The organism is Halorubrum coriense DSM 10284, from assembly GCF_000337035.1.
GTDB lineage: Archaea > Halobacteriota > Halobacteria > Halobacteriales > Haloferacaceae > Halorubrum > Halorubrum coriense.
The window spans coordinates 11724-34486 of record NZ_AOJL01000029.1 but is presented as its reverse complement, the minus strand read 5'-3'; the positions used below and the strand labels follow the sequence as shown (position 1 = coordinate 34486).

At 71.2% G+C, this 22763-nt stretch carries 21 protein-coding genes; 6 read left to right on the top strand and 15 right to left on the bottom strand.

Annotated features, from left to right (window positions below; translation table 11 throughout):
• Positions 1 to 24: 24 nt before the first annotated feature.
• Both dapB and dapA read right to left on the bottom strand, forming a co-directional pair.
• On the bottom strand, positions 25 to 834 hold the full coding sequence (dapB, locus tag C464_RS07285) for a 4-hydroxy-tetrahydrodipicolinate reductase (RefSeq protein ID WP_006112991.1): 810 nt from the start codon (positions 832 to 834) through the stop codon (positions 25 to 27).
• Positions 831 to 1823, bottom strand: a complete 993-nt coding sequence (gene dapA / locus C464_RS07280; RefSeq protein WP_006112990.1) for a 4-hydroxy-tetrahydrodipicolinate synthase — start codon at positions 1821 to 1823, stop codon at positions 831 to 833. The genes dapB and dapA overlap by 4 nt, the downstream gene beginning before the upstream one ends.
• Before the next feature lie 396 nt (positions 1824 to 2219).
• Here dapA and C464_RS07275 point away from each other — a divergent pair, with 396 nt between their 5' ends.
• Positions 2220 to 3107, top strand: coding sequence for an HD domain-containing protein (locus tag C464_RS07275; protein ID WP_006112989.1), 888 nt, complete (start codon positions 2220 to 2222; stop codon positions 3105 to 3107).
• A gap of 64 nt (positions 3108 to 3171) precedes the next feature.
• Here the strand turns inward: C464_RS07275 and C464_RS07270 are convergent, their stop codons facing one another.
• The gene (locus C464_RS07270) at positions 3172 to 4680 is read right to left on the bottom strand and encodes an aldehyde dehydrogenase family protein (RefSeq protein ID WP_006112988.1); all 1509 of its coding nucleotides are present in this window, start codon (positions 4678 to 4680) and stop codon (positions 3172 to 3174) included.
• A 117-nt stretch (positions 4681 to 4797) separates the two neighbouring features.
• On the opposite strand from C464_RS07270, the gene C464_RS07265 reads away from it, so the two are divergent.
• Entirely contained in the window at positions 4798 to 8607 is a 3810-nt protein-coding gene (locus C464_RS07265; RefSeq protein WP_006112987.1) for a transcriptional regulator FilR1 domain-containing protein, read from the top strand.
• Between the two features lie 49 nt (positions 8608 to 8656).
• Positions 8657 to 9166, top strand: a complete 510-nt coding sequence (locus tag C464_RS07260; RefSeq protein ID WP_006112986.1) for a PUA domain-containing protein — start codon at positions 8657 to 8659, stop codon at positions 9164 to 9166.
• 369 nt (positions 9167 to 9535) lie between these two features.
• On the opposite strand, the gene C464_RS07255 is transcribed toward C464_RS07260, so the two are convergent.
• From C464_RS07255 to C464_RS07230, 6 genes are all read right to left on the bottom strand, one after another.
• Positions 9536 to 10555, bottom strand: coding sequence for a presenilin family intramembrane aspartyl protease PSH (locus C464_RS07255; RefSeq protein ID WP_006112985.1), 1020 nt, complete (start codon positions 10553 to 10555; stop codon positions 9536 to 9538).
• Between the two features lie 678 nt (positions 10556 to 11233).
• Positions 11234 to 12040, bottom strand: coding sequence for a carbon-nitrogen family hydrolase (locus C464_RS07250; RefSeq protein WP_006112984.1), 807 nt, complete (start codon positions 12038 to 12040; stop codon positions 11234 to 11236).
• Positions 12037 to 12468 (bottom strand): SRPBCC family protein, encoded by a 432-nt coding sequence (locus C464_RS07245; RefSeq protein ID WP_006112983.1) that lies wholly within the window; start codon positions 12466 to 12468, stop codon positions 12037 to 12039. Before C464_RS07245 ends, C464_RS07250 begins: the two co-directional genes overlap by 4 nt.
• Positions 12469 to 12590: 122 nt before the next feature.
• Complete coding sequence (locus C464_RS07240; RefSeq protein ID WP_004598402.1) at positions 12591 to 12818, bottom strand: DUF7123 family protein; 228 nt, start codon at positions 12816 to 12818, stop codon at positions 12591 to 12593.
• Positions 12819 to 12966: 148 nt separating this feature from the next.
• Positions 12967 to 13149, bottom strand: coding sequence for a DUF7525 family protein (locus tag C464_RS07235; RefSeq protein ID WP_004598401.1), 183 nt, complete (start codon positions 13147 to 13149; stop codon positions 12967 to 12969).
• 154 nt (positions 13150 to 13303) lie between these two features.
• Positions 13304 to 14335: a phosphate signaling complex PhoU family protein gene (locus tag C464_RS07230; protein ID WP_006112982.1), complete on the bottom strand. Its 1032-nt coding sequence runs from the start codon at positions 14333 to 14335 to the stop codon at positions 13304 to 13306.
• A 186-nt stretch (positions 14336 to 14521) separates the two neighbouring features.
• Here C464_RS07230 and C464_RS07225 point away from each other — a divergent pair, with 186 nt between their 5' ends.
• Complete coding sequence (locus C464_RS07225) at positions 14522 to 14881, top strand: response regulator (protein ID WP_006112981.1); 360 nt, start codon at positions 14522 to 14524, stop codon at positions 14879 to 14881.
• Positions 14882 to 14892: 11 nt separating this feature from the next.
• On the opposite strand, the gene C464_RS07220 is transcribed toward C464_RS07225, so the two are convergent.
• Positions 14893 to 15273 carry a DUF7522 family protein gene (locus C464_RS07220; protein ID WP_006112980.1) on the bottom strand — a complete coding sequence of 127 codons (381 nt, stop codon included), beginning with the start codon at positions 15271 to 15273 and terminating at the stop codon, positions 14893 to 14895.
• A gap of 107 nt (positions 15274 to 15380) precedes the next feature.
• Between C464_RS07220 and aglJ the strand changes: the two genes are divergently transcribed.
• Positions 15381 to 16415, top strand: coding sequence for an S-layer glycoprotein N-glycosyltransferase AglJ (gene aglJ, locus C464_RS07215; RefSeq protein ID WP_049910944.1), 1035 nt, complete (start codon positions 15381 to 15383; stop codon positions 16413 to 16415).
• An 89-nt stretch (positions 16416 to 16504) separates the two neighbouring features.
• On the top strand, positions 16505 to 17545 hold the full coding sequence (locus tag C464_RS07210) for a hypothetical protein (RefSeq protein WP_006112978.1): 1041 nt from the start codon (positions 16505 to 16507) through the stop codon (positions 17543 to 17545).
• Between the two features lie 128 nt (positions 17546 to 17673).
• On the opposite strand, the gene C464_RS07205 is transcribed toward C464_RS07210, so the two are convergent.
• The 5 genes from C464_RS07205 to C464_RS07185 form a co-directional block, all read right to left on the bottom strand.
• Positions 17674 to 18213, bottom strand: a complete 540-nt coding sequence (locus C464_RS07205) for a hypothetical protein (RefSeq protein WP_006112977.1) — start codon at positions 18211 to 18213, stop codon at positions 17674 to 17676.
• Between the two features lie 132 nt (positions 18214 to 18345).
• The gene (locus C464_RS07200; protein ID WP_049910945.1) at positions 18346 to 19671 is read right to left on the bottom strand and encodes an ABC transporter ATP-binding protein; all 1326 of its coding nucleotides are present in this window, start codon (positions 19669 to 19671) and stop codon (positions 18346 to 18348) included.
• Positions 19664 to 20740, bottom strand: coding sequence for an ABC transporter ATP-binding protein (locus C464_RS07195; RefSeq protein WP_006112975.1), 1077 nt, complete (start codon positions 20738 to 20740; stop codon positions 19664 to 19666). Before C464_RS07195 ends, C464_RS07200 begins: the two co-directional genes overlap by 8 nt.
• Complete coding sequence (locus C464_RS07190) at positions 20740 to 21792, bottom strand: ABC transporter permease (RefSeq protein ID WP_006112974.1); 1053 nt, start codon at positions 21790 to 21792, stop codon at positions 20740 to 20742. The genes C464_RS07195 and C464_RS07190 overlap by 1 nt, the downstream gene beginning before the upstream one ends.
• Positions 21785 to 22741: an ABC transporter permease gene (locus C464_RS07185; RefSeq protein ID WP_049910943.1), complete on the bottom strand. Its 957-nt coding sequence runs from the start codon at positions 22739 to 22741 to the stop codon at positions 21785 to 21787. The genes C464_RS07190 and C464_RS07185 overlap by 8 nt, the downstream gene beginning before the upstream one ends.
• Between the last annotated feature and the right edge of the window lie 22 nt (positions 22742 to 22763).

The following is a 22763-nucleotide window of genomic DNA, read 5'->3' as shown; positions in this document are numbered from 1 at the left end:
CGTCGATACTCGCATGTTCGGGAGTTATTCATCGGTCCCTCCGGCGTCCAACACGTCGCCGAACCCGTACCAGCCCGGGTCGCGGTCGGCGAGCCACGCGGCCGCGTCGAGCGCCCCCTCGGCGAACACCCCGCGGTCGCCGGCGCGGTGCGTGAGTTCGAGGGTCTCGCGGTTGCCGGCCAGCAGGACCTCGTGTTCACCGGTCACGTCGCCCGCGCGGCGGGCGTGGACGCCAATCTCTCCGGACCGGCGCGGCGCGTCGCCCTCGCGGCCGTGGACGCGCTCGTCGAGGTCGTGGCGGACGCCCGCCACGTCGTCGAGGATCGACTTCGCGGTGCCGGAGGGGGCGTCGCGCTTCGCGTTGTGGTGCGTCTCGGTCAGTTCGACGTCGTAGCCGGGCAGCGCCGCGGCGGCCTCGCGGACCGCCCGGCGGAGCGCGGCCACGCCGCGCGCGAAGTTCGACGCCTTGAGGACCGGCACCGCGTCGCTCGCGGCGCGGAGGGCGTCGATCTGGGCGTCCGCGAACCCGGTCGTACCCGTCACGAGCGGGACGCCGGCGTCGGCGCAGGCCCCGGCGTACGCGACCGCCGAGTCGGGGCCGGTGAAGTCGACGAGGACGTCCGGCGCCACGCTCGCGAGCAGTTCGTCGAGGCGGTCGGCGTCCTCGACCGCGACGCCAGCCACCGGATCGGTCTCGGTCCGGTTGACGGCGACCGCGACCGCGACACCCTCGCGGTCGGCGGCGGCCTCGATCACCTCGCGGCCCATGCGGCCGCCGGCACCCGTGACGGCGATCCTGAGGTCGGCGGCGGTCGGATCGACCGAGTCGGTCATTCCGCGTCCCCCGTCGCCGCGGGGTCGGCGACCGTCGGGTCGAGCGCGCCCGGCGCGTGCCCGTCGTACGCGGCCAGCAGCTCGCGGAGCGACTCGCGGCGGTCCGCGGAGAGCCGCGATAGCGGCGAGCGGACGCGGGGGCCGCCGCGTCCGCGAATGTGCATCGCCTCCTTCACCGGGATGGGGTTCGTCTCGGCGAACAGCTCGCGGACGAGCGGCGACAGTTCGTGGTGGAGCGTCCGCGCCCGGTCGTAGTCTCCGGAGAGCGCCGCGCCGACCATCGCGCAGGTGCGCTCGGGCTCGACGTTGGCGACCACGCTGATCGTGCCCGTCCCCCCGATAGAGAGGACGGGGAGCGTGAGCCCGTCGTCGCCCGACAGCACCGCGAACGCCTCGTCGCGAGTCCGTTCGACGACCTCGCTGATCAGGTTGAGGTCGCCGGAGGCAGCCTTGTACCCCCGGATGTTCGGATGCTCGGCGAGTTCGACCGTCACGTCCGCCGGGATCGACTCGCCGGTGCGGCTCGGGACGTTGTAGACGATCTGCGGGAGGTCGACCGCGTCGGCGACGGTCCGGTAGTGGTCGAGGAACCCCTGCGGCTCGGGCTTGTTGTAGTACGGCGAGATGAGCAGGAGGCCGTCGGCGCCCGCGTCGGCCGCGCGCCGCGACAGCGAGAGCGCCTCGGCGGTGTTGTTCGAGCCGGTCCCCGCGATCACGGGGATGTCGTCGAGCGCGTCGCGGACCGTCTCGATCACCGCGACGTGTTCGTCGTGGCTCATCGTCGCCGACTCGCCGGTCGAACCGACGGGGACGACGCCGTCGACGCCCGCGCGCTCGAGGTAGCGGGCGTTCGCCGCGAGCTGGTCGTGGTCGACGGCGTCGTCGTCGGTGAATGGAGTCGTCATCGCCGGGTAGACGCCCTCGAAGGGCGCGTCGGTCGGTTCTCGGTCGGTCGTCGCGTACGGCGTGGTTGTCGTCGTGTCCGTCATGGGTTCAGTGTGGGTGGGTGCTGTGTCGATCGCGAGCGGCGTCGGTCGTGAGACGAGACGGTCGCGGGATCCGGTCGCGAGGCGAGACGCCCGCGCGGCCGGAGCGCCGCGAGTCGGGGGTCGTCCGGGACGGGGTCGCCACTCCCGCCGGCGGACGGATCACGCGCGTTTTTTCGAGAAGAGCCGCGTCGCTGGCGCGGACGGCTGACCGCAGGCGAACGCGGGTCGGGTCACACCGACACATGGAACGGTCGCGCGCTTATACGTTGTGTCTCGGGTCGAAACTGCCGCGAGGGCGGTCGACGCGTCCCGCTCCCGGCGGAGAGCCGTCGCGCACCGGACGCCCGGACCCCGCGCCTCGCACATTTATGCCGACCGGGCGACTCTGTGAGACGCATGAGCGACCCTGCCGACGACGCCCCCGACCCGACCGCGAGCGGCGCGCCCGCCGCGCGCGACGAAGTCGTCGACGACACCGACGCGGACCGCCACGAGTACGATCCGGACGCCGCGCACGCGTTCCCGGACGAACGGCTCAACGAGGTCCTCGCGCGGCTCACGTCGGACGAGGAGATCGTCGCCTATCTCGAGGCGCAGAACGTCAACCCGGTCGCCAGGAAGGGGTACAACGACCACGGGGCCAAACACGTCGAGATCGTCCGCGACCGCGCCCTCCGGCTGTACGACCTACTCAAGTCCGGCGGCGTCGAGTTCAACGGCGCGCGCCAGCAGGGGCTCGACGAGGCCGACGAGCCGGTGATCGTCGCGCTGGCGGCGACGCTCCACGACATCGGCCACGTCGTCCACCGCCACGACCACCCGTACTACTCGATCCCGCTGGCGGCGGACCTCTTAGACGACCTCCTCCCCTCCTTCTACGGCGTGGCGGACCGCGTCCGCGTGAAGGCCGAGGTGCTCCACGCGATCCTCTGTCACCACACCGAGGAGCAGCCGCTGACGCTGGAGGCGGGCGTCGTCCGGATCGCCGACGGCCTCGACATGGAGCGCGGTCGCTCGCGGGTCCCCTACGAGGAGGGCGGCCGCGGGATCAACACCGTCTCCTCGCAGGCGATCGAGCGCGTCTCGCTGCGGCAGGGCGACGAGACGCCGGTTCAGGTCGTGATCCGGATGAACAACGCCGCCGGCGTCTACCAAGTGGACTCGCTGCTGAAGGCGAAGATCGACGGGTCCCTCCTCGAAGACCGGGTCCGGACCGTCGCGATCAACACCCACAGCGACGGGACGGACGGGAACGGCCCGATCGTCGACCGGATCGAGCTCTGAGGATCGGTCTCTCCGAGCGTCGCGCAGCCCACCGACGCTCGCGGCACACCGACGCCGGTCCGACTCAGGGGCCGCGAAGCGTGTCGCCCGCGCCGTTGCGGTGCGGCGCCCGGTCCGCGGTGCTCGTCGCCGCGACGGTCGCGGTCCGGGCGAAGTAGTCCGGCGTGAGTCCCCCGCACAGTTGGCTCCCCTCCGCCGTGCCGCCGCCCAGCACGGGGGCCGCCTCGAACCCGTTCGTCGGCCTGCCGACCGCCGCGATGCCGGGCTGGTTGACGACGAGACGACCCGGCGCGAGCCGCTCCGCGACCCGGCGTGCGCGGCGCTGCTGCGTGGTGTGGACCGCCGCGGCGTGGGGCGACCCGAGTTCGGCCGCGAGCGCGGTTGCGGCGTCGAACCCGTCGCGGCCGTGAACCGCCACCGCGGGGATCCCGGGCAGCGTCGCGAGCGGGTCGGCGGCGGAGTCGGGAGCGGCGACGAGGAAGGCGGCGTCGCGGGCCGCGCTCGGGAGGTCGAGCGCCGACGCGAACCACCGCGGCGAGTTCCCGCGCGGGTCCGTCTCGTCGTCGCTGTCGTCCAGAAGCGCGCGGAGGCGGTCGCTCTCGTCCGCGTCCATGACGTATCCGCCCTCCGCTTCGAGCGCGGCGCACAGCGGATCGACCGCGGGCGACACCGTGACGACCGCGGCGTCGCCCGCGGGGTGGGCACCGAAGTCGTAGGTCGCCCCGACGGCGACCCGCGTCGCCACGGCCTCGGCGGGGGCCGACCCGTCCGCGACGGCGACGACGCCGTCGGCGCCGGCGGCGACGTTCGGCGTCCCGCAGCGCTGCCCCGCGGCGACCGTCGCCTCGGAGCCGGCGGCGACCACGAAGTCGGCCCGCTCGAACAGCGCGTCCGTCGCGGGCTTCGAGGCCGGGGCCGGCAGCATCGACACCGCGTCCGCGGGCGCACCGGCGTCGGCGAGCGCGCGGCGGACGGTCTCGACGACCACGTCGCACGTCTCGACCGCCGACGGCGACGGCGCGAAGACGACCGCGTTCCGGGCCGCGAGCCCGTACAGCGAGAGGACCGCGGGGACCACGACCGGGTGCGTCGCGGGGACCGCCGCGCCGACGACCCCGATCGGCCCGGCGACGGTCACCGTGCCGGCCGCGCCGTCGCGGTCGACCACGCCGGCGGTTGGCGCGTCGCGGAGCGACCGGCGGGCGGCGTCGAGCGCCGTCGCGACCTTTTCCGCCTTCGTTCCCGGGTGGCCGCGTCCCGTCTCGTTGGCCGCCGACCGCGCGAGGCGGCTGACCGTCTCCCTGTCGGCCAGCCGCTCGCCGACCGACCGCACGAGCGAAGCCGCGTCGTCGGGGCTCCACGTCGCCAGTTCGTCCGTCGCCGTCCGCGCCGCCGAGACAGCGCGCGACGCGCGACCCGCGAGGTCGGCGCCGCTCGCTCCGCGCCGCCCGTCCGCCGGCGGCGTCCCCTCGGAGCCGACCGCGTTGGGTTCGTCGCACCCGTTCGTCGCCGCCCCGCCGAGCCCGTCCGCGGAACCCGGCTCGTCGCTCTCGCCGGTGGGGTCCCCGTTCATGAGGCCCACTGCGACGGTGTCCGACTTATTCTCACCCGGTGACACACTGTGCCACCACGCGGGATGAGTCGTCATCGAAGAAACAGTTATGTCGGTGGGTGCGGTGTAGGCGGACGTATGACCGAGCCGTCGGAACTCGTGGGCGTCGTCGAATGCCGCCTCGACTTCCTCGAACGGCTCGCCGCGGAGCCGCTCCGCAAGCACGAACTCGTCGACGCGCTCGGACACTCCCGGTCGACGGTGAACCGCGCGATAGACGAACTGGAAGCGGCCGGCCTGGTCGCCGGCGAGACGGACGGCTACCGGACGACGCTCTCCGGTCGGCTGCTCGCGAACAGCTACCGCGAGTTCCTGACGGCCGCCGACGACCTCGCGGCCGCGGGCGACGTGCTCGACCCCCTCGGCGCGGACGTCGACGTCTCTCCGGCGATCCTCCGCGGCGCGGAGACGTACCGGGCCGCAGCCCCGGACCCGTACCGACCGCTGGAGGTCCTCGACGAGGCGCTCGCCGACGCGGACGCGGTCGCCGCCGCGCTGCCGGGGTTCCCCTACCCGCGTGTCGCCGACCGGCTCCGGCGCGCGGCCGCCGGCGGCGGGAGCGTCGACCTCGCGCTGGCGGAGCGGGCGTACCGACACGCGACCGAGCGCTTCGCGGGCGACCTCGGGGCCGTCGCGCGGCGGGACGACTGCCGGATCGCCGCGGTCGACGCCGTCGACGCGGGGGTGGTCGCGGCCGACGACACCGCGCTGCTTCTCACCTTCGACGACGACGGCACGCTCCACGGCGCGGCGGCGTCGACCGACCCGGAGGCGGTCGCGTGGGCCGAGGCGACGGTCGGCGAACTGGTGGACCGCGGGCGCGAGACCGGCGAGGCGTTCGCGGCGATCAACGACACCGAAACGGTCGATTCGGGGAGTGAGCGACCCGAGAGCGGCGACTCGGGCGGGGCGTCCGGCGGTGACGCCGCGGACGCGGCAGACGGGGCGAGCCGGGACGGCGGCGCGGAGCCGAGGGGACGGAGCGACGCCGGCGGGCTCTTCAGCCGGGTCGGGTCGGGCGGCGGCCGCGGCGCGCTCTCGGCACAGGGGTTCCACGCGGTCGACGAGGAACGCCTCGCGGGCGATCCGGACCCGTACGGACCGCTGCGCGCCACGGCGTCGTTCCCCGAGGTCGACGCGGGACACGTCCTCGACAGGACCGCGGTGCGAGACGGCGAGCGGCGCTCGATCGCCGGACTGCTCGTCGACGGGCTCGCGGCGGGGACCGACCACGTGCTGGTCGGACCGCCGGGGAGCGGGAAGAGCACCGTCTGTCGGAGCGTCGCAGTCGAGTGGTTCCGGTCGGGACGCGGCCCGGTGACGTACCGACGGGGCGACGGCGGCGAGGCGTTCACCGCGACGGAACGCCTGCGGGAGCGCGTCGTCGAGGGGGCCGGCCACCACCTCGTGGTCGTCGAGGACGTCGTCGACCCGGGGGCCGCGGAGGCGGTCGCGGTCGCCCGCGAACTGGCCGATCGCGACGACGTGACGTTCCTGTTCGACGCGCGCGAGGAGCCGTACGACGACCCCGACGGGCTCCCGCTCTCGCCCGCGGACCTCCGCTACCGGCGGTCGATCGAGACCGTCCGGATGCCGCGGCTCGACGAGCGCGAGGTGGAGCGGTTCGTCCGCCACGTCGCCGACCGTACCGGGTCCGCCCCGGCGGCCGATCCCGCGGCGCTGCTCGCTGACGTGCGGCGCGCCGACGACGAGCGCGTCGGCGAGCTCCTCGCCCTCGTTCACCGGCTCGTCCGCGCGGCCGACGACCGGACCGACGGCCTCGACGGGGCGGCCGAGGACCCCGACAACGGAGCGGCGGCGGACCGGGACGCGGCGGCGGACCGAGACGCCGCAGCGGCGGACGCGGCTCGCGCGGGCGACGCGGGCCCCCGGTCCGGACTGGAGACGGCGGTCGGGGAGGCGGTCCGAGAACTCCGGAACCGCCCGCCGCCCACCGTGAGCGTCGCGGTGTTGGTAAACCTCCTCAACGTCGCCGGGGTGAGCGACGTCCGGACGCTGGCGTACACGCTCGTCGACGGTCTGGAAGGGGGCGGGGCGGCGGGAACCGACGACCCCTCGCCGAGCGTCGACGCGGTGCGCCGCGCGCTCGACCGACTCGTCGGAACGGCGCTCGTCGGGTCGGGTGACGGGGAGTACCGGACCGTCCACGACGAGTGGTCGGTCCTGTTCCTCGAGCGGCTCTTGGAGCGGGAGTCGGAGCCGGTCGTCGCGAGGTGCGTCGGGCGGGCGGTCTCGCGGGTGCTCGCGCTCGCGGACGACCCCGCGAGGCGCGCCCGCGTCCGGAGAGCCGTCGGCGGGGACGCGGCCACGGTCGACCGGATCGAGCGCGACCCGAGCGCGTGGGCGGCCGAGACGGTCCGAGCGGTGTACGGGGTCGGCCGACGCTACCCTCGGCTCGCGGGGCTGTACGGCCGGGTCCGCTACGCCTGGATCGACCTCCCGGACGCGTGCCCGGCCGACCTGCGCGACCGCCCGCCCGAGTGGGTGGTTCGGATGTACGTCGACGCCGGCGACCTCGCCGGCGCGACGGCGGCGCTGGACGCGTGGCGGCCGGTCGACGAGGCGGGAGCGGCCGAGCGACAGCGGGGCTACGGCGACGTCGCGCGGCGGCGCGGGGAGTACGACGCGGCGCGCGAGCGGTACGAGCGGGCCGAGGAGCTGTTCGGGGCCGCGGGCGACCGCGGCGGCCTCGCGGCGGCGGTCCGGGGGCGGGCGCAGGCGGCCCACTTCGACGGCGACTACGAGGTCGCCTACGAGGCGGCCTCGCGGGCGTACGCCATCGCCGCGGCGCTCGACGACCCCATCGCGATGGCGAAGGCGCTGATGGACGTCGGGAACGCCCTCGACGCGCTCGACGCGACGGACGCGGTGCTCGCCCACTACCGCGTCGCCGGCGACCTGTTTCGGGCGCACGACGACACCCACGGGGAGGCGAACGTCCGGACGAACCTCGCGGTCGCGCTGCGCCGGCGCGGCGACCTCGACGCCGCCACCCGGACGGCGAGCCGCGCGCTCGACGGCTACCGGACGGTCGGGGACGAACACCGGGAGGCGATCTCGCTGTTGAACCTCGCGGCGTTCGCCGAGCAGCGCGGTGCCGTCGGAGAGGCGGTCGCCCGCGCGTCCGAGGCGCGGGCGGTCGCCGAGCGCGTGGGGTCGGAGATGTACGAGGCGTTCGCCCTGAGCCACCTCGGCAGCGCGGCGCACCTCGCCGGCGACCTCGACCGGGCGGAGCGGTTCCTCGCGAGCGCGGCCGACCGCCTCGACGCGCTCGACGCCGACGCCCGGTGCGCGATGGTCGCGGCGATCCAGGCCGAGGTGGCGATCGATCGCGGCGACCTGGCCGCGGCCGAGCGGCGACTGGAACGGACCGCGTCGCTGCTCGACGACCACGCGGGGCACAAGATGCTGGCGGCGTTGGACCGCGTCCGGGGGCGGTTGGCGCTCGCCCGCGGCGACGGCGACGACGCGGCGACGGCCCTGCGGTCCGCGGTCGACGCCGCGCGGGCGGGCGGGTTCACGCACGTCGAGGCGGAGGCGCTCGCGGCGCTGGGAGCCGCGGAAGCGGAGCGCGGCGACGCCGTCGCGGCGGCCGACGGCCTGCGCGCGGCCCTCGATCTGGGCCACCGGATCGAGAGCGCGCGGGCGATCGTCTCCGCGGCCGACCGGATCGCCGACCTGCTCGCCGAGGCGTCCGACGCGGCCGCTGGGACCGATCGCGACGCGCTCGCCGCGGCGCTGCGCGAGTCCCCCCCGGAACCGATCGCGGCCGAGTCGGCGGCGGACCCGGCCGCGTACCGGGCGGTCGCCGATCGCTGGCGCGTCGACGGCGACGGGATCGACGCGGCGTACCCGTCGATCGGCTGACTCCGGTCGGTGTCGCAATCGCTTTCCCCGCGCGGTCGGAACCGCGGGTATGACCGACGCCGAGACGCTCGCGGACCTGCGGACCGCCGCCGACTACCAGTTCGGTGCCGGCGCGGGTGCGGCCCTGTTCCCCCCGGACGACCCGCTCACGGTGCGCCGGTCGAGCGGCGGCCGGCCGCGACAGGTGATCGACGGCAACGTCGACGACACTCCCGGAAGCAGCGAGGGCGACCGCCTCGTCTCGTACGGCACCGACGGCCGGTTCACGCTCGGCCTCGCGGGCGGTCGACGGGTCCACGAGGCGTTCGCGGCCCCCCGACATCGGGTGGTCGTCGGCGAGGAGAGCGAACCGTTCGTGCGCGAGGGGCGCAACGCGTTCGCGAAGTTCGTCACCGCGGCCGACGACGGGATCCGCCCCGGCGACGAGGTGTTGGTGGTCGACGAGTCGGACGAGGTATTCGGCGTGGGGCGCGCCGAACTCTCCGGCGCGGAGGCCGAGGCGCTCGGCTCCGGCGTCGCGGTGAAGACGCGCGACGGGAACCCCGCGGACGACGACTGACGCGTTTTTTACCACGGCGCGTGCCGGCGAGCGGCCGCTTCCGGCGGCCGCGAGGCGCACGCGCGAGGGACGCGGTGAGCGCTCGGAGAGCGCGAACCGCGAGGTTGGGGAGGTGTGAGGTGCTGGGCTGTGCGGTGTGGGGCGGGGCGGGGCTCGAAGGGGCAGCCGCGAGGACGAAGCACGACGACGCAAGCACCGCAAGGAGCGAGTGTGACGAGCGACTGAGGAGCACAGCGAGTCGCGCGAGTCCTCGCGGCTGGGGCTTCGGTGGTGTCCGTATCGGTATTCATGAGCAAAGTCGCCGTACCGCGGGGAAACCGAGCCCTCGGCGAACTCAGTGAACGATCGAACCGGTGCGCCCGAATCGACTCAGAAGAACGCCGCGAGCCCCAGCGCTTCGAGGAGCGGGACGCCGGCGACGACCGAACCGATCAGGTAGCCGCCGATCGCGCCGCCGTTCAACAGCGGGAGCCCCGCGTGCGCCCGGCCCCGGATCACCCACCGCATGAGCACGAGCAGCCCGCCGAGGGTCCCGACCATCGCGAGCAGCGCGGGGAGGTTGACGCCGAGCAACGGGACCGCGAGGTCCGCGGCCGGCGAGAACGTCGCGGCGCTCGCGATCAGCACCGTCGGGATGACGGCGTCGCCGAGGCCGATGAAGAAGGCGTCGCGGTCGCCGGGCTCGGGGGAGTCGAGCTCCTCGCCTCCGGCGTCGACCGCGTCGGCGGCGGTTTCCGCGTTCGCGTCGGCTTCCATCTCCGCGTCAGCGTTCGCGTCCGCGCCGACTCCCGCGGCCTCGTCGCTGGCGGACTCCCCGTCGAGCAGCGAGTACGACAGCGACAGCGGGATCACCAGCACGACGGGGATGTTCAGGTCCATCACGCCCTCCGCGAGCGACAGCATGTGCTCGGTGCCGTAGACGGAGACCGCGTCGTAGACGGCGAGGACGGCGAGCAGGATCAGCGCGGGCAGGAGACCGAACGAGATGCCGAACAACCCGGCCGCGCCCGCGCCCATCAACACCCCGGCGGTGTCGATCACGTACCACTCGGGGTGGACGAGCAGGCCGACCGCGACCGCGACCGCGGGGACGGCGGCGGCGAGCGGCGGGACGAGCGCGGAGAAGACGTACCACGAGAGATACGCCGACACGCCGACGATGACCAGGCGGATCGCGCCGTCGAAGTCGTACCGGAACGCCGCCAGCATCAGCCCGGTCATCGCGACGATGGCGACGACGTACAGAACGCTGTTGGCGGGGTTGTCGGGGTTCTCGACGGCCTGATACCCGCTCGCGGCGAACTCGGGGACCAGCGCCAGCGCGCCCACTTGGACGGTCACGAACAGCCCGACGACGAAGGCGACGCCGCGGTACTCGCGGGGGAACATTCGACCGCGGGTTCGTCGGCCGGGGGTTTCGTCCTTGCGCTTCACTCCGACGGCCGCCGGCCGGAGCCGTCGCTCTCCGGGGTGACACGAACAGAAACGGGTTCGGGCTCGGTGTGGGAGCGGGTGGGCCCGAACCCAAGCCGACGGACGACGGACGGTGGAAGCGAGTGGCCGGCCGGCCCGCCCGAAGCGGGATGGGGCCGACCGGATTCGTCCGCGGCGTTTACACTCTGCCGCGAGCGACGTAAGAACCTACCGACCGAGTTATCAGCATCGATATTTGTATCGGGCGAGGACTCATCCACCTCGCTTCGTTTCCGGATCCCACCGAGAACAGGCGACGGAAACCGTAGACGTCGGTGGCCAAACGGAACGCGAGGTGTCGAAGCCGGACGTGAACGAAAGCGGGTGGGAGCGAAGAGGTGGGCGAAAGGGAGGCGGCGACGAGAGGCGGCGGGCGGCGATGGCCGGACAGCGGACCCCCAGGCTGTCGTCGGCGTCGCCGCCCGGGTGGTCGGGACGGGCGCGCGGATCGATTAGCGCCGAATTCCAACGAGAAAAGCGTCGGTCTTCGGCAGTCGTGAATATGTCCTTCAGGCGTATAAATATGTTAGATCCGGAGCCGCCGCGACGCGCTCTCGTCCTCGGCGGACCGCACTGCCGCTCTCGCGGACGCCGCTACCGTCGGTCGCGGAGCGCGGGGAACTCCTCGCGGACCGCGGCGACCCGCTCGGGGTCCACCGTCGCGGTGACGACCCCGGGTTCGTCGCCGACCGACGCGAGCGTCGTTCCCCACGGGTCGTACGCCGCGCTCCGCCCGCAGAGGGCGTCGTCGCCGAACCGGCCGCTCCCGTTGACCGCGACGACGTACGTGAGGTTCTCGATGGCCCGCGCGCGGCCGAGCGTCCGCCAGTGTTCGACGCGGGGGTACGGCCACGCGCTCGGCACCAGCACGCACTCGACGCCCGCGTCGACCATCGCGCGGAACTGCTCCGGGAACCGGAGGTCGTAACAGGTCGTCACGCCGACCATGACGCCCGCGAGGTCGACGACCGGCGTCCGCTCGCCCGGGACCATCCGGTCCGTCTCCTCGGAGCCGTACCCGAACAGGTGCCGCTTCCGGTAGACGAGCCGCCGCTCGCCGTCGGCGTCGAACAGCACCGCGGCGTTCGCGAGGCCGGCGTCCGCCGGGGTGTCGAGGCCGTCGGCGGCCGACGCCGACAGGTCCTCCACGACCGTCCCGGCGAGGACAGCCACGTCGTGCTCGTCCGCCGCGGCGGCGAACCGGCCGAGGCGCTCGCCGGCGAGGCTCTCCGCGGCGCGGCCGTACGCGTCGAACGCGAAGTACCCGACGTCGAACAGCTCGGGCAGGACGACGAGGTCGGCCCCCTCGGCGGCGGCCGCCCGGACGCGGTCGAGCGCGCGCTCGACGTTCGCCTCGACGGCTCCGCCCTCGACCCCTAGCTGGACGCCCGCGACCCTCATGCCGGCGAGGCCAGCGAGGCGCGGAGCGCCGCCTCCAAGTTGTCGAGTTCGGCGTCGAAGTTGCGTTTGAAGAACGACTCGACGCCGGGAAGCTTCCCGTCGACGACGAACTCGTTGGCGAGCCGGCAGCCGCCGTCGTCGGTCTCGGTTATCTCGTGTTCGCCGGTCACGCGGAACGCCCGCGACTTCCCGACGAACTTCACTCGGTTCGGCGGGTCGCGCGCGACCTCCTCCGTCTCGACGTCGATCGTGGAGCGGATCATCGGTATCGGGAGCGCGACGTGCCAGGTCGCGGTCCCGTCGTCGTGAACGTCGAAGGAGTCGACCACGCTGATCGCGCCCGCGCGCTGCTCCGCGTCCGAGATGAACGCCCACACGTCGGCCGGCGGCGCGTCGAACTCGAACGTCCGGGAGACTCGAACGGTCATACGTTCACGTTTGGGACCACGGGGGTTAAAAATGCGCGCGTCGACGGAGTCGGGATCGGAGTCGGGGAACGCACCGAGGCGCGGCTGCTCGCGAAACGGCGCGCCGGTCGCGCGCCCGGGCGTCACCCGTCCGGTGTCACGCGCCACGTCGTCGACTTTGCGCGCCCCCACTTCTCGATGTCGACGTCGTCGGACTTCTCGGCGAGGCGCGGGAGGCGCGACCCCACCTGTTTCGCGGTGAGACCGATCGCGTCGGCGATCGTCTTCGAGCGAACGTACCGCTCGCCACGGGTGACGCTGTCCGTGAGGTACGCGAGGATCCGCTGTTCCTCCTCGGTGTACTCGCTCATTATCAGACATACGCGTCTGACGTTCTTAACGGTTTCTCGTCTGCGGGGCTGGTCGGCCGGAGCGCCCCGAGACGCGGACCGAGCGCGACGGTCGAAGCGTCGCGGGTGCGTCCGGGAAAGCGGCGCGTCGGCGCGTCGGAGGACGCGATCAGTCGAACAGCTGAACCGCGCCGACCGCGAGCGTCGCGAAGACGAACGCGCCCGCGAATCCCCACGCCTTCCCGAGCTGTCCCGGGTACGCCAGCATCACTACGGCCCCGACGACCGCGATGGCACCGAGCGCGAGCGCGACGCCGACCTCCTTGTCCGATTCGATGGAACCCTCGCTCATACGAGTCGCTTCGCGGGGGGCCACTTAGTTCATGCGAACCGCGCGACGCGACCGACGCCGGGAGTCCGAGACACGCGACCGACGCCGGGAGTCCGGGACTTCACACGCTCGGACGACGGCGGCGAGCGAGCACAGAACCCCGCGAGCCCGCGGATCAGATGATCTCGACGTGCTCCGACTCCTCGTTGAGCGCGAGGTTGGCCGCGATCTCCGCGTTCCGCATGGCGTACTCCGCGGTGTGCTGGAGGCTGACGAGCACCTCGCGGGTCATGAGCAGCGTCTCGTTGTCCAGATCGTTCGGCAGCTCGTCGAGGATCTCCTGTTCGCGGTCCTCCAGCCGCGAGAACAGGTCGCGACACTCGACGGTGAGGTCGTAGTCGCGCTCGACGACGGCCCGCACCGCGAGCGCGGTCAGGTCGTCCACTTGGTCCGTGAACTCGCGGATCTGCCGCATCGTCGCGCTGTCGACGTTGAGAGTGTGCCCGTCGGCCTCCATCACGATCTCGGCGATGTCCTCGGCGTTGTCCGCGGTGAGTTCGAGGTTCTTCGCCACGGAGCGGTAGCCGATCAGCGGGAACCCCTCTTCGAGACCCACCGCGCGGGCGAGGTTCGGGTTCTGGTAGGCGGTGAAGATGAGCCGGAGGAGGAGGACGAAGATCTTGTTCGCCTGCCGCTCGCGGTTGAGCGCGCGCTGCGCGAGGTCTGGGTTCCCGTGCGCGAGGGCCTTCACGGCCTCGCCGCGCATCGTCGAGCCGGTGTTCTCCAGCCGTTCGAGGAGGTTGTCGAGGGTGAAGTCCTCGGGGTCGACCGAGCAGCGGATGGAGATGTCCTCCGGCGTCTCCTCGATGACGCCGAGCCCCATGAGCTGGGTCTCCGCCTTGTAGACGGCGTTGATGTGTTCGCTGTCGAGCGTCCCCTCGCTCCGGACGTGGATCACGCGCCGCCCGAGCACGTACTGCGCGACGATGGCCCGCTCCAGCGACCTGGCGTCGAGCCCGTCCGCGTTGATGACCGCCTCCGACTCCTCGGTGCTCACCGACTCGGGGAGCACCGTGAGCGTCCCCTTTCCGCCCATTCGAAGCGACACCTCGTCGCCCTTGTTCACGCCGTGTTCCTGCGCCCACTCGGCCGGGAGCGTCATCGCCAGCGTCGACGGCCCCAACCGTTGGACCTTCCGCGTTTCCATACGCGACCGTATCGCGGGATACACCTTAACCTTATTCCCATGTTCATTATATGCTTTCTCGAATATACAAGGGATACCCGCCGCTGCGGCGTCGCCCCTCCGACGCGGATCGGGGCCGGCCGCGCGCTCTCCCCGTCCGTGGCGGGGGATCCGGGCGCTTATGTCGGTCAGGCGGGGATAACATGTATGACCGAGCGGGTACTCGTTGTCGACGACTCTTCGTTCCAGCGGACCGTCGTCCGGGACGCGCTGGAGGAGCGATACGAGGTCGTCGACGAGGCCGAAAACGGCGCAGAGGCGGTCGAACTCTTCGAGGCGTACGAGCCGGACGCGGTGTCGATGGACGTCGTGATGCCGGAGATGACCGGGATCGAGGCGACCGCCGCGATCAAGGATCGCTGGCCCGACGCGGTGATCGTGATGTGTACGAGCGTCGACCAGCAGGAGAAGATGATGGAGGCAGTGAAGGCGGGCGCGGACGGCTACGTGACGAAGCCCGTCGACGCCGCGGAACTGGTCGGCGAGTTCGAGAGCCACCTCGGGTAGCGCCGTCGGCGTCAGGCCGAGTCGAACGACCGGAGGATCGACGCGAGCGCGCTCGCCAGCTCCTCGAACCGGTCGATCTCCATCGAGTCGGTGGTCACCCAGACGCCGTGGTCGTTCGCGATCACCCGCGTGAGGTAACCGTTCTCGAACACGCGAACCGTGAACTGGTAGTCGCCGAGCTGGGTGTCCGCGTACATCGACTGCGCGTGGAACCCCTGTCGCTCGTTCTCCGCGAAGCCGACCAGGTCGGCGGTCTGGTTCAGGTCGCTCCGGAGGTACAGCTGTTCGACTGTCTCCCTCGTGAAGTACGTCAGACTCCGCAGTTCGTCGCCCGTCGCCGTGCGGGCGGCGCTCAGCAGTTCGTCGGCGTGTTCGCCTGATGGGAGAGACATACACCCACGATCAATGCTCACACACATGAGCGTGTGGGTGGCCGTACGCCTCGTCCGGCGGGCCGGGAGGGACAGAGTTTACCGACTGCCCCGTGATCGCTCGCCTGATGAGCGATCACGACGACGTCTGCGTCCTGCTGCCGACGATGAACGAGGCCGAGACGGTCGCACGCGTCGTCGCTGACTTCCGAGACGCCGGCTTCGAGAACGTCCTCGTGATCGACGGCGGCTCGACGGACGAGACGCGGTCGATCGCCCGAGAGGCGGGAGCCCGCGTCGTGGAGCAGTCGGGCCGCGGCAAGGGACAGGCGGTCAGGGAGGCGGTGCGGCACTACGTCGACGCGCCGTACGTGCTGATGGCGGACGCCGACGCCACCTACGACGCCGAGGACGCGGCGGCGATGCTCGACCCGCTCTTCGATGGCGAGGCCGACCACGTGATCGGGAACCGCTTCGCGGACATGCGCCCGGGGGCGATGACCCGGCTCAACCGGATCGGGAACCGGATCATCAACCTCGCGTTCCGGGCGATCCACCGCGAGGGCTACCGCGACATCCTCTCGGGGTACCGCGCGTTCACCCGGGAGTCGTTCCTGCGACTCCACCTCACCGCCGACGGGTTCGGCATCGAGACCGAGATGGCCGTCGAGTGCGTGAAGAACCGCCTCCCGGTCGCCGTGGTGCCGATCACGTACCGCGAGCGGCCGGGGGGGTCCGCGACGAACCTCCACCCGATCCGCGACGGCGGCGTGATCTTCTTGGAGCTGTACCGGAAGGCGAAGACGAACAACCCGCTGTTCTACTTCGGCGGGGCCGGCGCGATGGCGACCGCGGTGGGGGCGGCGATGACCGCGTTCGTGTTGTACAGGTACTTCGCGTTCGGGATCAGCCACGAGGTCATCGCCGTCGGTGCGGTCGGCGCGACGATCCTCGGGATCCAGCTGTTCGTGTTCGGCGTGCTCGCGGACATGATCCACTCCCTCCACCGCGAGCAGATGGCGCGGTACGAACGCACTGTCGGCGGCGAGACGCCGGACCGTGCGTCCGAGAGGCGGGAATCGGACGCGGTCGCGGGCCGCGAGTCCGGGGACGACGCAACCGGATCGACGCGGCGCGGGACGGCCGAAGAGGCCCGCGACTGATCCGGAGAGGGAGACCGCCTCCGACCGCTCGCCGCGCCGCACGATCCGGGATACCGGCCGCTTTTATCGGTCCGGAAACATCCCTGAGTATGGGTTCCGGTGACACGTCGTTACGAGACAGGATTCGCGAACCGGCGTACACCGGTGAGAACCGGTGTCTCCCGTGTACCGTCGTGAACGTCGTCCTCGCCGTCGCGCTGACCGCCGCGGCCGCGGTGTTCGGCCCGGTGGTCGCGGCGGCCGTGCTGGTCGCGTCGATGGGAAGCATCTACTACCGAGGCTATCTGGTCCCCAGAACGCCGGATCTGACGAAGCGGTACCTCCCGGACCGCGTGCTCCGTCTGTTCGGCAAGGCCCCCGAGGGCCCCCGAGACGGCTGGGAAGGGGCGTCGACGCGCTCGGGCGAGGTGACGGTGACCACCTTCGAGGCGGACAGGACCGCCGACGGGACCGACGCCGCTGAGCAGACCGACGCGGATACCTCCGTCCGGACCGGCGCGGAGGACCCAGACCGGACCGACGCCGGCGAGGCGGCCGACGACGAACCGGAGTTCGAGACGGTCGAGCGGATCCGCGACCAGCGCGAGAACGCCGTCGACCCGATCGAGTTCCTCCTCGACGTCGGCGTCGTCGAGGCGACGGACGACGGCGAGGACGTGGTCTTCGAGGCCGACTTCGCCGAGGCGGTCGAGTCGAACGTCTCGTCGCTCGACCGCGAGAACGTGGGGGCGGAGACGCTCGCCGAGATGTTCGGCGTGGATCCGGACGGCGTCGCGTTCGAGGACCGCGCGTACCCCGCGGTGACCGTCCTGCGCCGCGTCCGGAAGTGGCCCGGCGACGGCGCGTACCTCGCCGACGTGGCCTCGCATCTCGCTCTCGTCGACCGCACCGACCGCTGGCTCGACGTCCCGCCCGAGCAGCGGCTCTCGATGCTCCAGTCGCTCCGCTCCTTCCTCTCGTCGTGTCCGGTGTGCGGCGGCGGCGTGGCCGCGACCGCGGACACCGTCGAGTCCTGCTGTATGGCGCACGAGGTGATCGCGATCCGCTGTGAGGACTGCGGCGAGCACATCCTCGAACTCGAACCGGAGAAGGTCGCGACGCCGGGCGACGACACGGGCATCACGCCGTAGGTCCGGCCCGGACGGCGTCACCCCGTCTCGACCCGCGGGCCGAGGTGGCCGCAGGCCGCGTTCCGAGCGGGATTGCCGACGGATCGAGGCGAGAGCGGTCAGTCCACCGACGAAGCGGTCGCGCCGAGTCAGGGGACGATCCGGACCGTCGTCTCGTCGGTCAGCCCGCGTTCCTCGGCGTCCGTCGCGTTGATCGCGACGCCGATCGTGTGGGTTCCGGCCGCCGCCGGCTCCCACTCGCTCTCCGAGACCCTGAACAGCTGGTCCCACCGCTTCCGGAACTCCTTCCGCTCGCCGCGGTCGAACGAAAGCTGCCCCTCCTCGTCCGGCGGGTCCCGGACGGAGACCTCGGCCGCCTCGACGTTACCGTCGACGGTCCACCGCCAGAGGAGCGGGGAGCGCGTCGGGATCGATATCGGGACCGGCAGACGGTTGCGGAGAGTCACGCGGAACGGGATCGGTTCGCCGGTCTCGTACTCGTCGTCCGGCGTCTCCACGTCGACCGACACCGGGAGGTGGCGGAACCGCCGGGGGATCAGGAAGTCGCTCAGCGTCGACGACGGGACCGATCGCAGCGCCTGGAGCTTGGTCTTCCGCTCCTTCTTCGACGGAGCGTGCGCTTCCTCGTCGTCGCGGTGGAGGGCGTTCGACTCGTAAATCCGACGCATTGGACGCACAACGAGGGGCGAGAGATAAAACGTTACGTCACGGCGCGGCCGTCGGCGCGTCGCCGAGCGCGGGCCGCCGTCGGAATCGGTCCGAGAGCGCATCGCGGCCGGACGATCCGGACCGGTCGCCGGTTACGCCGCGTTGCCGAACAGCTCCCGCTCGGAGTCGAACCGGTCGTCGAACCGGAGACAGGAGATGTGGTGGTCCTCGCCCGCCTCGTAGGCGGCCGGCTCGTGCGTCGAACACGGCGAGGTGAACGCGTCGTCCAGCGTCGTCGCCGCCGCGGAGAGGTCCTCGTCGCGGAGCAGGTCGATCGCCTCCGACACCGCGGCCTCCGCGTCGCCGTCCGACAGGCTCTCCGGGAGGTCGAACTCGGTCCGGACCATCCGGCCGAACTCCTCGCGCGACGCGTCCGTCGGGTCGAGCCGCGACCCCTCCTCGCTCTCGATCTCCGCCGTCACCGAGCCGACCGAGTCCGACTCCCGCGTCCGGAGCTTCAGGTCCATGACCGACCGCCACGTCTCCTGCGGGAGGTCGTAGTCGCCGTCGCGGATCACCTTCGGACACCGGGTGTGGAACCGACAGCCGGACGGCGGGTTCAGCGGGGACGGGACGGTCCCGGACAGGAATATCTGCTCGCCCTCCCAGAGCGGGTCCGGCTCCGGGATCGCGGAGAGGAGCGCCTCCGAGTACGGGTGGTACGGCGGCTGGAACACCTCCTCCGTCGGGGCGATCTCCGCCACCTCGCCGAGGTACATGACCGCGATCCGGTCGGAGATGTGCTCCACGACGCTGAGGTCGTGGGCGATGAACACGTACGAGAGCCCGAACTCCTCCTGGAGGTTCTCCATGAGGTTGAGGATCTGCGCCTGGACGCTCACGTCGAGCGCCGACACCGGCTCGTCACAGACGATCACCTCGGGGTCGACGGCGAGCGCGCGGGCGATGCCGATCCGCTGCCGCTGGCCGCCGGAGAACTCGTGCGGATAGCGGTTCGCGTGGCTCGGGTTCAGCCCGACGGTCTCGAGCAGCTCGTAGATCCGCTCTTGCCGCTCGTCGCCGGACGCGATGTCGTGGATGTCGAGCGGTTCCCCGATGATGTCGCCGACGGTCAGCCGGGGATTCAGACTGGAGAACGGGTCTTGGAAGATGTACTGGACGTCCTTGCGGAGGTTCCGGAGGTCAGAGCTGGACAGGTCCGTGATGTCCTCGCCCTTGTAGTAGACGGAGCCGCCCGTGGGCTCGATCAGCCGGAGCATGCTCCGGCCGAGCGTGGTCTTCCCGCACCCGGACTCGCCCACGACGCCGAGCGTCTCGCCCTCGTGGAGTTCGAGGTCGACGCCGTCGACCGCCTTCACCCACTGCGACCGTCCGAGGAGCTTGTCGATGAACCCGCCGGTCGAGTCGTAGTACTTCTCTAACCCCTCGACGCGGAGGATCGGCTCCGCGCTACTCATCGCGATCACCCTCGACGTACTGCGCCGCGGCACCGTCCGCCGGGCCGGTCGTCTCGACGGAGTACGTGAGCCCCTGTGAGAGCCCCTCCGTGTACTCCAGACAGGCGGCGGAGTGTTCGGTGTCGAGCGTGGCCTCCTCGCCCGACTCGACGTCGGTGAGCGACGGCTCCGTCCGCGTACACTTCTCCTCGGCGAACGGACAGCGCGGGTGGAAGCTACACCCCGACGGGAGTTCGACGAGGTCGGGCATCACCCCGGGGATCGTCTGAAGCCGCTCCCGCTTGTCGTTCACGCGGGGGATCGAGCTCATGAGCCCGACTGTGTACGGGTGTTTGGGGTCGTAGTAGAGCTCCTCGACCGGCGCCTTCTCGACCGGTTTGCCGGCGTACATCACCATCACGCGGTCGCAGATCTCGGCGATGACGCCGAGGTCGTGGGTGATGAGCTGGATCGACGTGTCGAACTCGTCGGCCAGTTCCGTGAGCTCGTCGAGGATCTGCGCTTCGATCGTCACGTCGAGCGCGGTCGTCGGCTCGTCCGCGACGATGAGGTCGGGGTCGCACGACAGGGCCATCGCGATGATCGCCCGCTGTTGCATCCCGCCGGAGAACTCGTGCGGGTAGTCGGAGAACCGCTCTTCGGCCTCCGGGATTCCGACGCGGTCGAGCAGCTGGATGGTGCGCGCCTTCGCCTCCTCGCTGCTGTAGTCCATGTGGTGCTCGATCGCTTCCGCGATCTGCCCGCCGACGGTGTAGACGGGGTTGAGCGCCGTCTGCGCGTCTTGGAAGATCATCGATATCTCGTTGCCGCGGATCGAGCGGATCTCCGACTCGGACATCTCCAGCAGGTTCTCGCCTTTGAACAGGATCTCGCCGCTCTCGATCTGGCCGGGGCTCTCGATCAGCCGTAACACCGAGAGCGCGGTCACGCTCTTGCCCGCGCCGCTCTCGCCGACCACGCCGAACTTCTCGCCCCGCTCGATGCGGTACGAGAGGTCGTCGACGGCGGTCACCACGCCCTCCTGGGTGTAAAACCGGACGGTGAGGTCCTTCACTTCGAGCAGCGACATCAGTCCTCACCCCCGCGACCGACACCCGTCTGCTGTGCGTCCAGTGCGTCGTTGATACCGTCGCCGATCATGTTCATTGACATCACGAAGATGAAGATGGCCGCGCCGGGGTAGACGGTCGCCCACCACGGTATCTGTCCGCCCGGTCCTTGAATGAGCGTCGACCGGGTGGCGTTCAGCATCGTTCCCCACTCGGCCGAACTGGGATCTAACCCGAGCCCGAGGAACCCGAGCGCCGCGACGCCGATGACGACGCTGCCGATGTTCAGCGAGGCCAGGACGATGAGCGGCGGCATCGCGTTGGGCGCGATGTGTCTGAACACGACCGAGCGGTCGCGCGCGCCGAGCGCCTTCGCCGCCAGCACGTACTCGTTCTCTTTGATCTTCAGTACCTCTCCGCGCACGAGGCGGCCGTACCCCGCCCAGCCGAAGAGGCTGAAGGCCAAGACGAGCTGCCAGTACCCGCCGCCGAGGATGGCGACGATGATGAGCGCCAGGATGAGTCCGGGGAACGCGAAGATCGTGTCGACGATCCGCATCATCAGCTCGTCGACGTTCCCGCCGTAGTATCCCGAGATCGAGCCGTAGATCAGGCCGAACGACGCGGTGAGGCCGACGACGATGAAGCCGATAGAGAGGCTGTACCGCCCGCCGACGAGGAGTCGCGAGAACAGGTCGCGACCGGAGCCGTCGACGCCCATCGGGTACTGCCACGACGGCGGGTCGTACACGTTCACGCTCGAGTCGACCCCGAGGTAGAGGATCGTCGTGGGGTCGTACGGGGCCAGCGAGAACGGTTGGACGACCACGCCGAACATCTCGACGGGACGCGCGAAGAACGACGCCAGCGCCATCACGACGACGACGACCAGCGCGCCCATCGCGGACCGGTTCCGCTTGAACTTGCGGAACCCGCGCCGCCATCGGCCGACCGTTTCGCCGCTCGATTCGTCGGTCCAGTCGGATATCGGCTCTCGGTCTCGGACGCGGTCCGAATCGAAGCCGGAGACTTGGATCCGACCGCGGTCCTCGTGTATGTTTCTATCAGTCATATCGGATCCTCGGATCGAGCGCCGCGTACACGATGTCAGCGACGAGGTTCGCGAGAATGACGAAGAACCCGGTGAACAGGGTGATCGCCATGACGACGTTGATCTCGCGTTGGTTGATGGCGTCGATGAACTCCCGCCCGAGCCCCGGCCAGTTGAACACGACTTCCACGACGACCGAACCAGCAACGATGGACGCCGTGAGCGTCGCCGCGAGGGTGACGACCGAGATCAGGGAGTTCCGCAGGACGTGTTTGAGTATCACCGTCCGCTCGGGAAGCCCCTTCGCGCGGGCGGCGGTGACGTACTCCTTGTTCAGTTCCTCCGTCATCGAGGTCCGCATCACGCGCATGATGCTCGCAGCGGACGCGGTCCCGATGGTGATCCCCGGGAGGATCAGATACCACAGCATCTCCGGCGAGAGGAGCGACTGCCTCGAGGGCGCGAGCACCGGGAACAGGCCCAGGTACAGCGAGAATATCAGGATCAGCATGAGGCCGAGCCAGAAGTTCGGGATCGAGATCCCGGACAGCGCGAGGAAGCGGCTGATCGTGTCCCCGAGATTGTCCTTGTTGATCGCCGCGTAGATACCCGCCGGGATGGCGATGACGAGCGCGAACGCCCAGCCGAAGAGGCCGAGCGCGATCGTCTCCGGGAGTCGGCTCCACACGATGTCGGACACTTCACGGCCCGTCTGGAGCTCCAGCCCGAAGTCGCCCACGAGCACGTTCGAGATCCAGTCGAGGTACTGCTCCCACACCGGGCCGGACAGTCCCCAGCGCTCGCGGAGCGCGGCCTCTTCGGCCGCGCTCACGTCGGGGTTCAGTGCGACAAGTTGGGTGACCGGATCGCCGGGGGTGAGGTGGAACATCCCGAACGTGATCACCGACACCCCGAACATGATCGGGATTATCGACAGCGTTCGTTTCAGGATGAAACGTTGGAGGCTCATCGTTGCGTGGTTACCGTGGTGG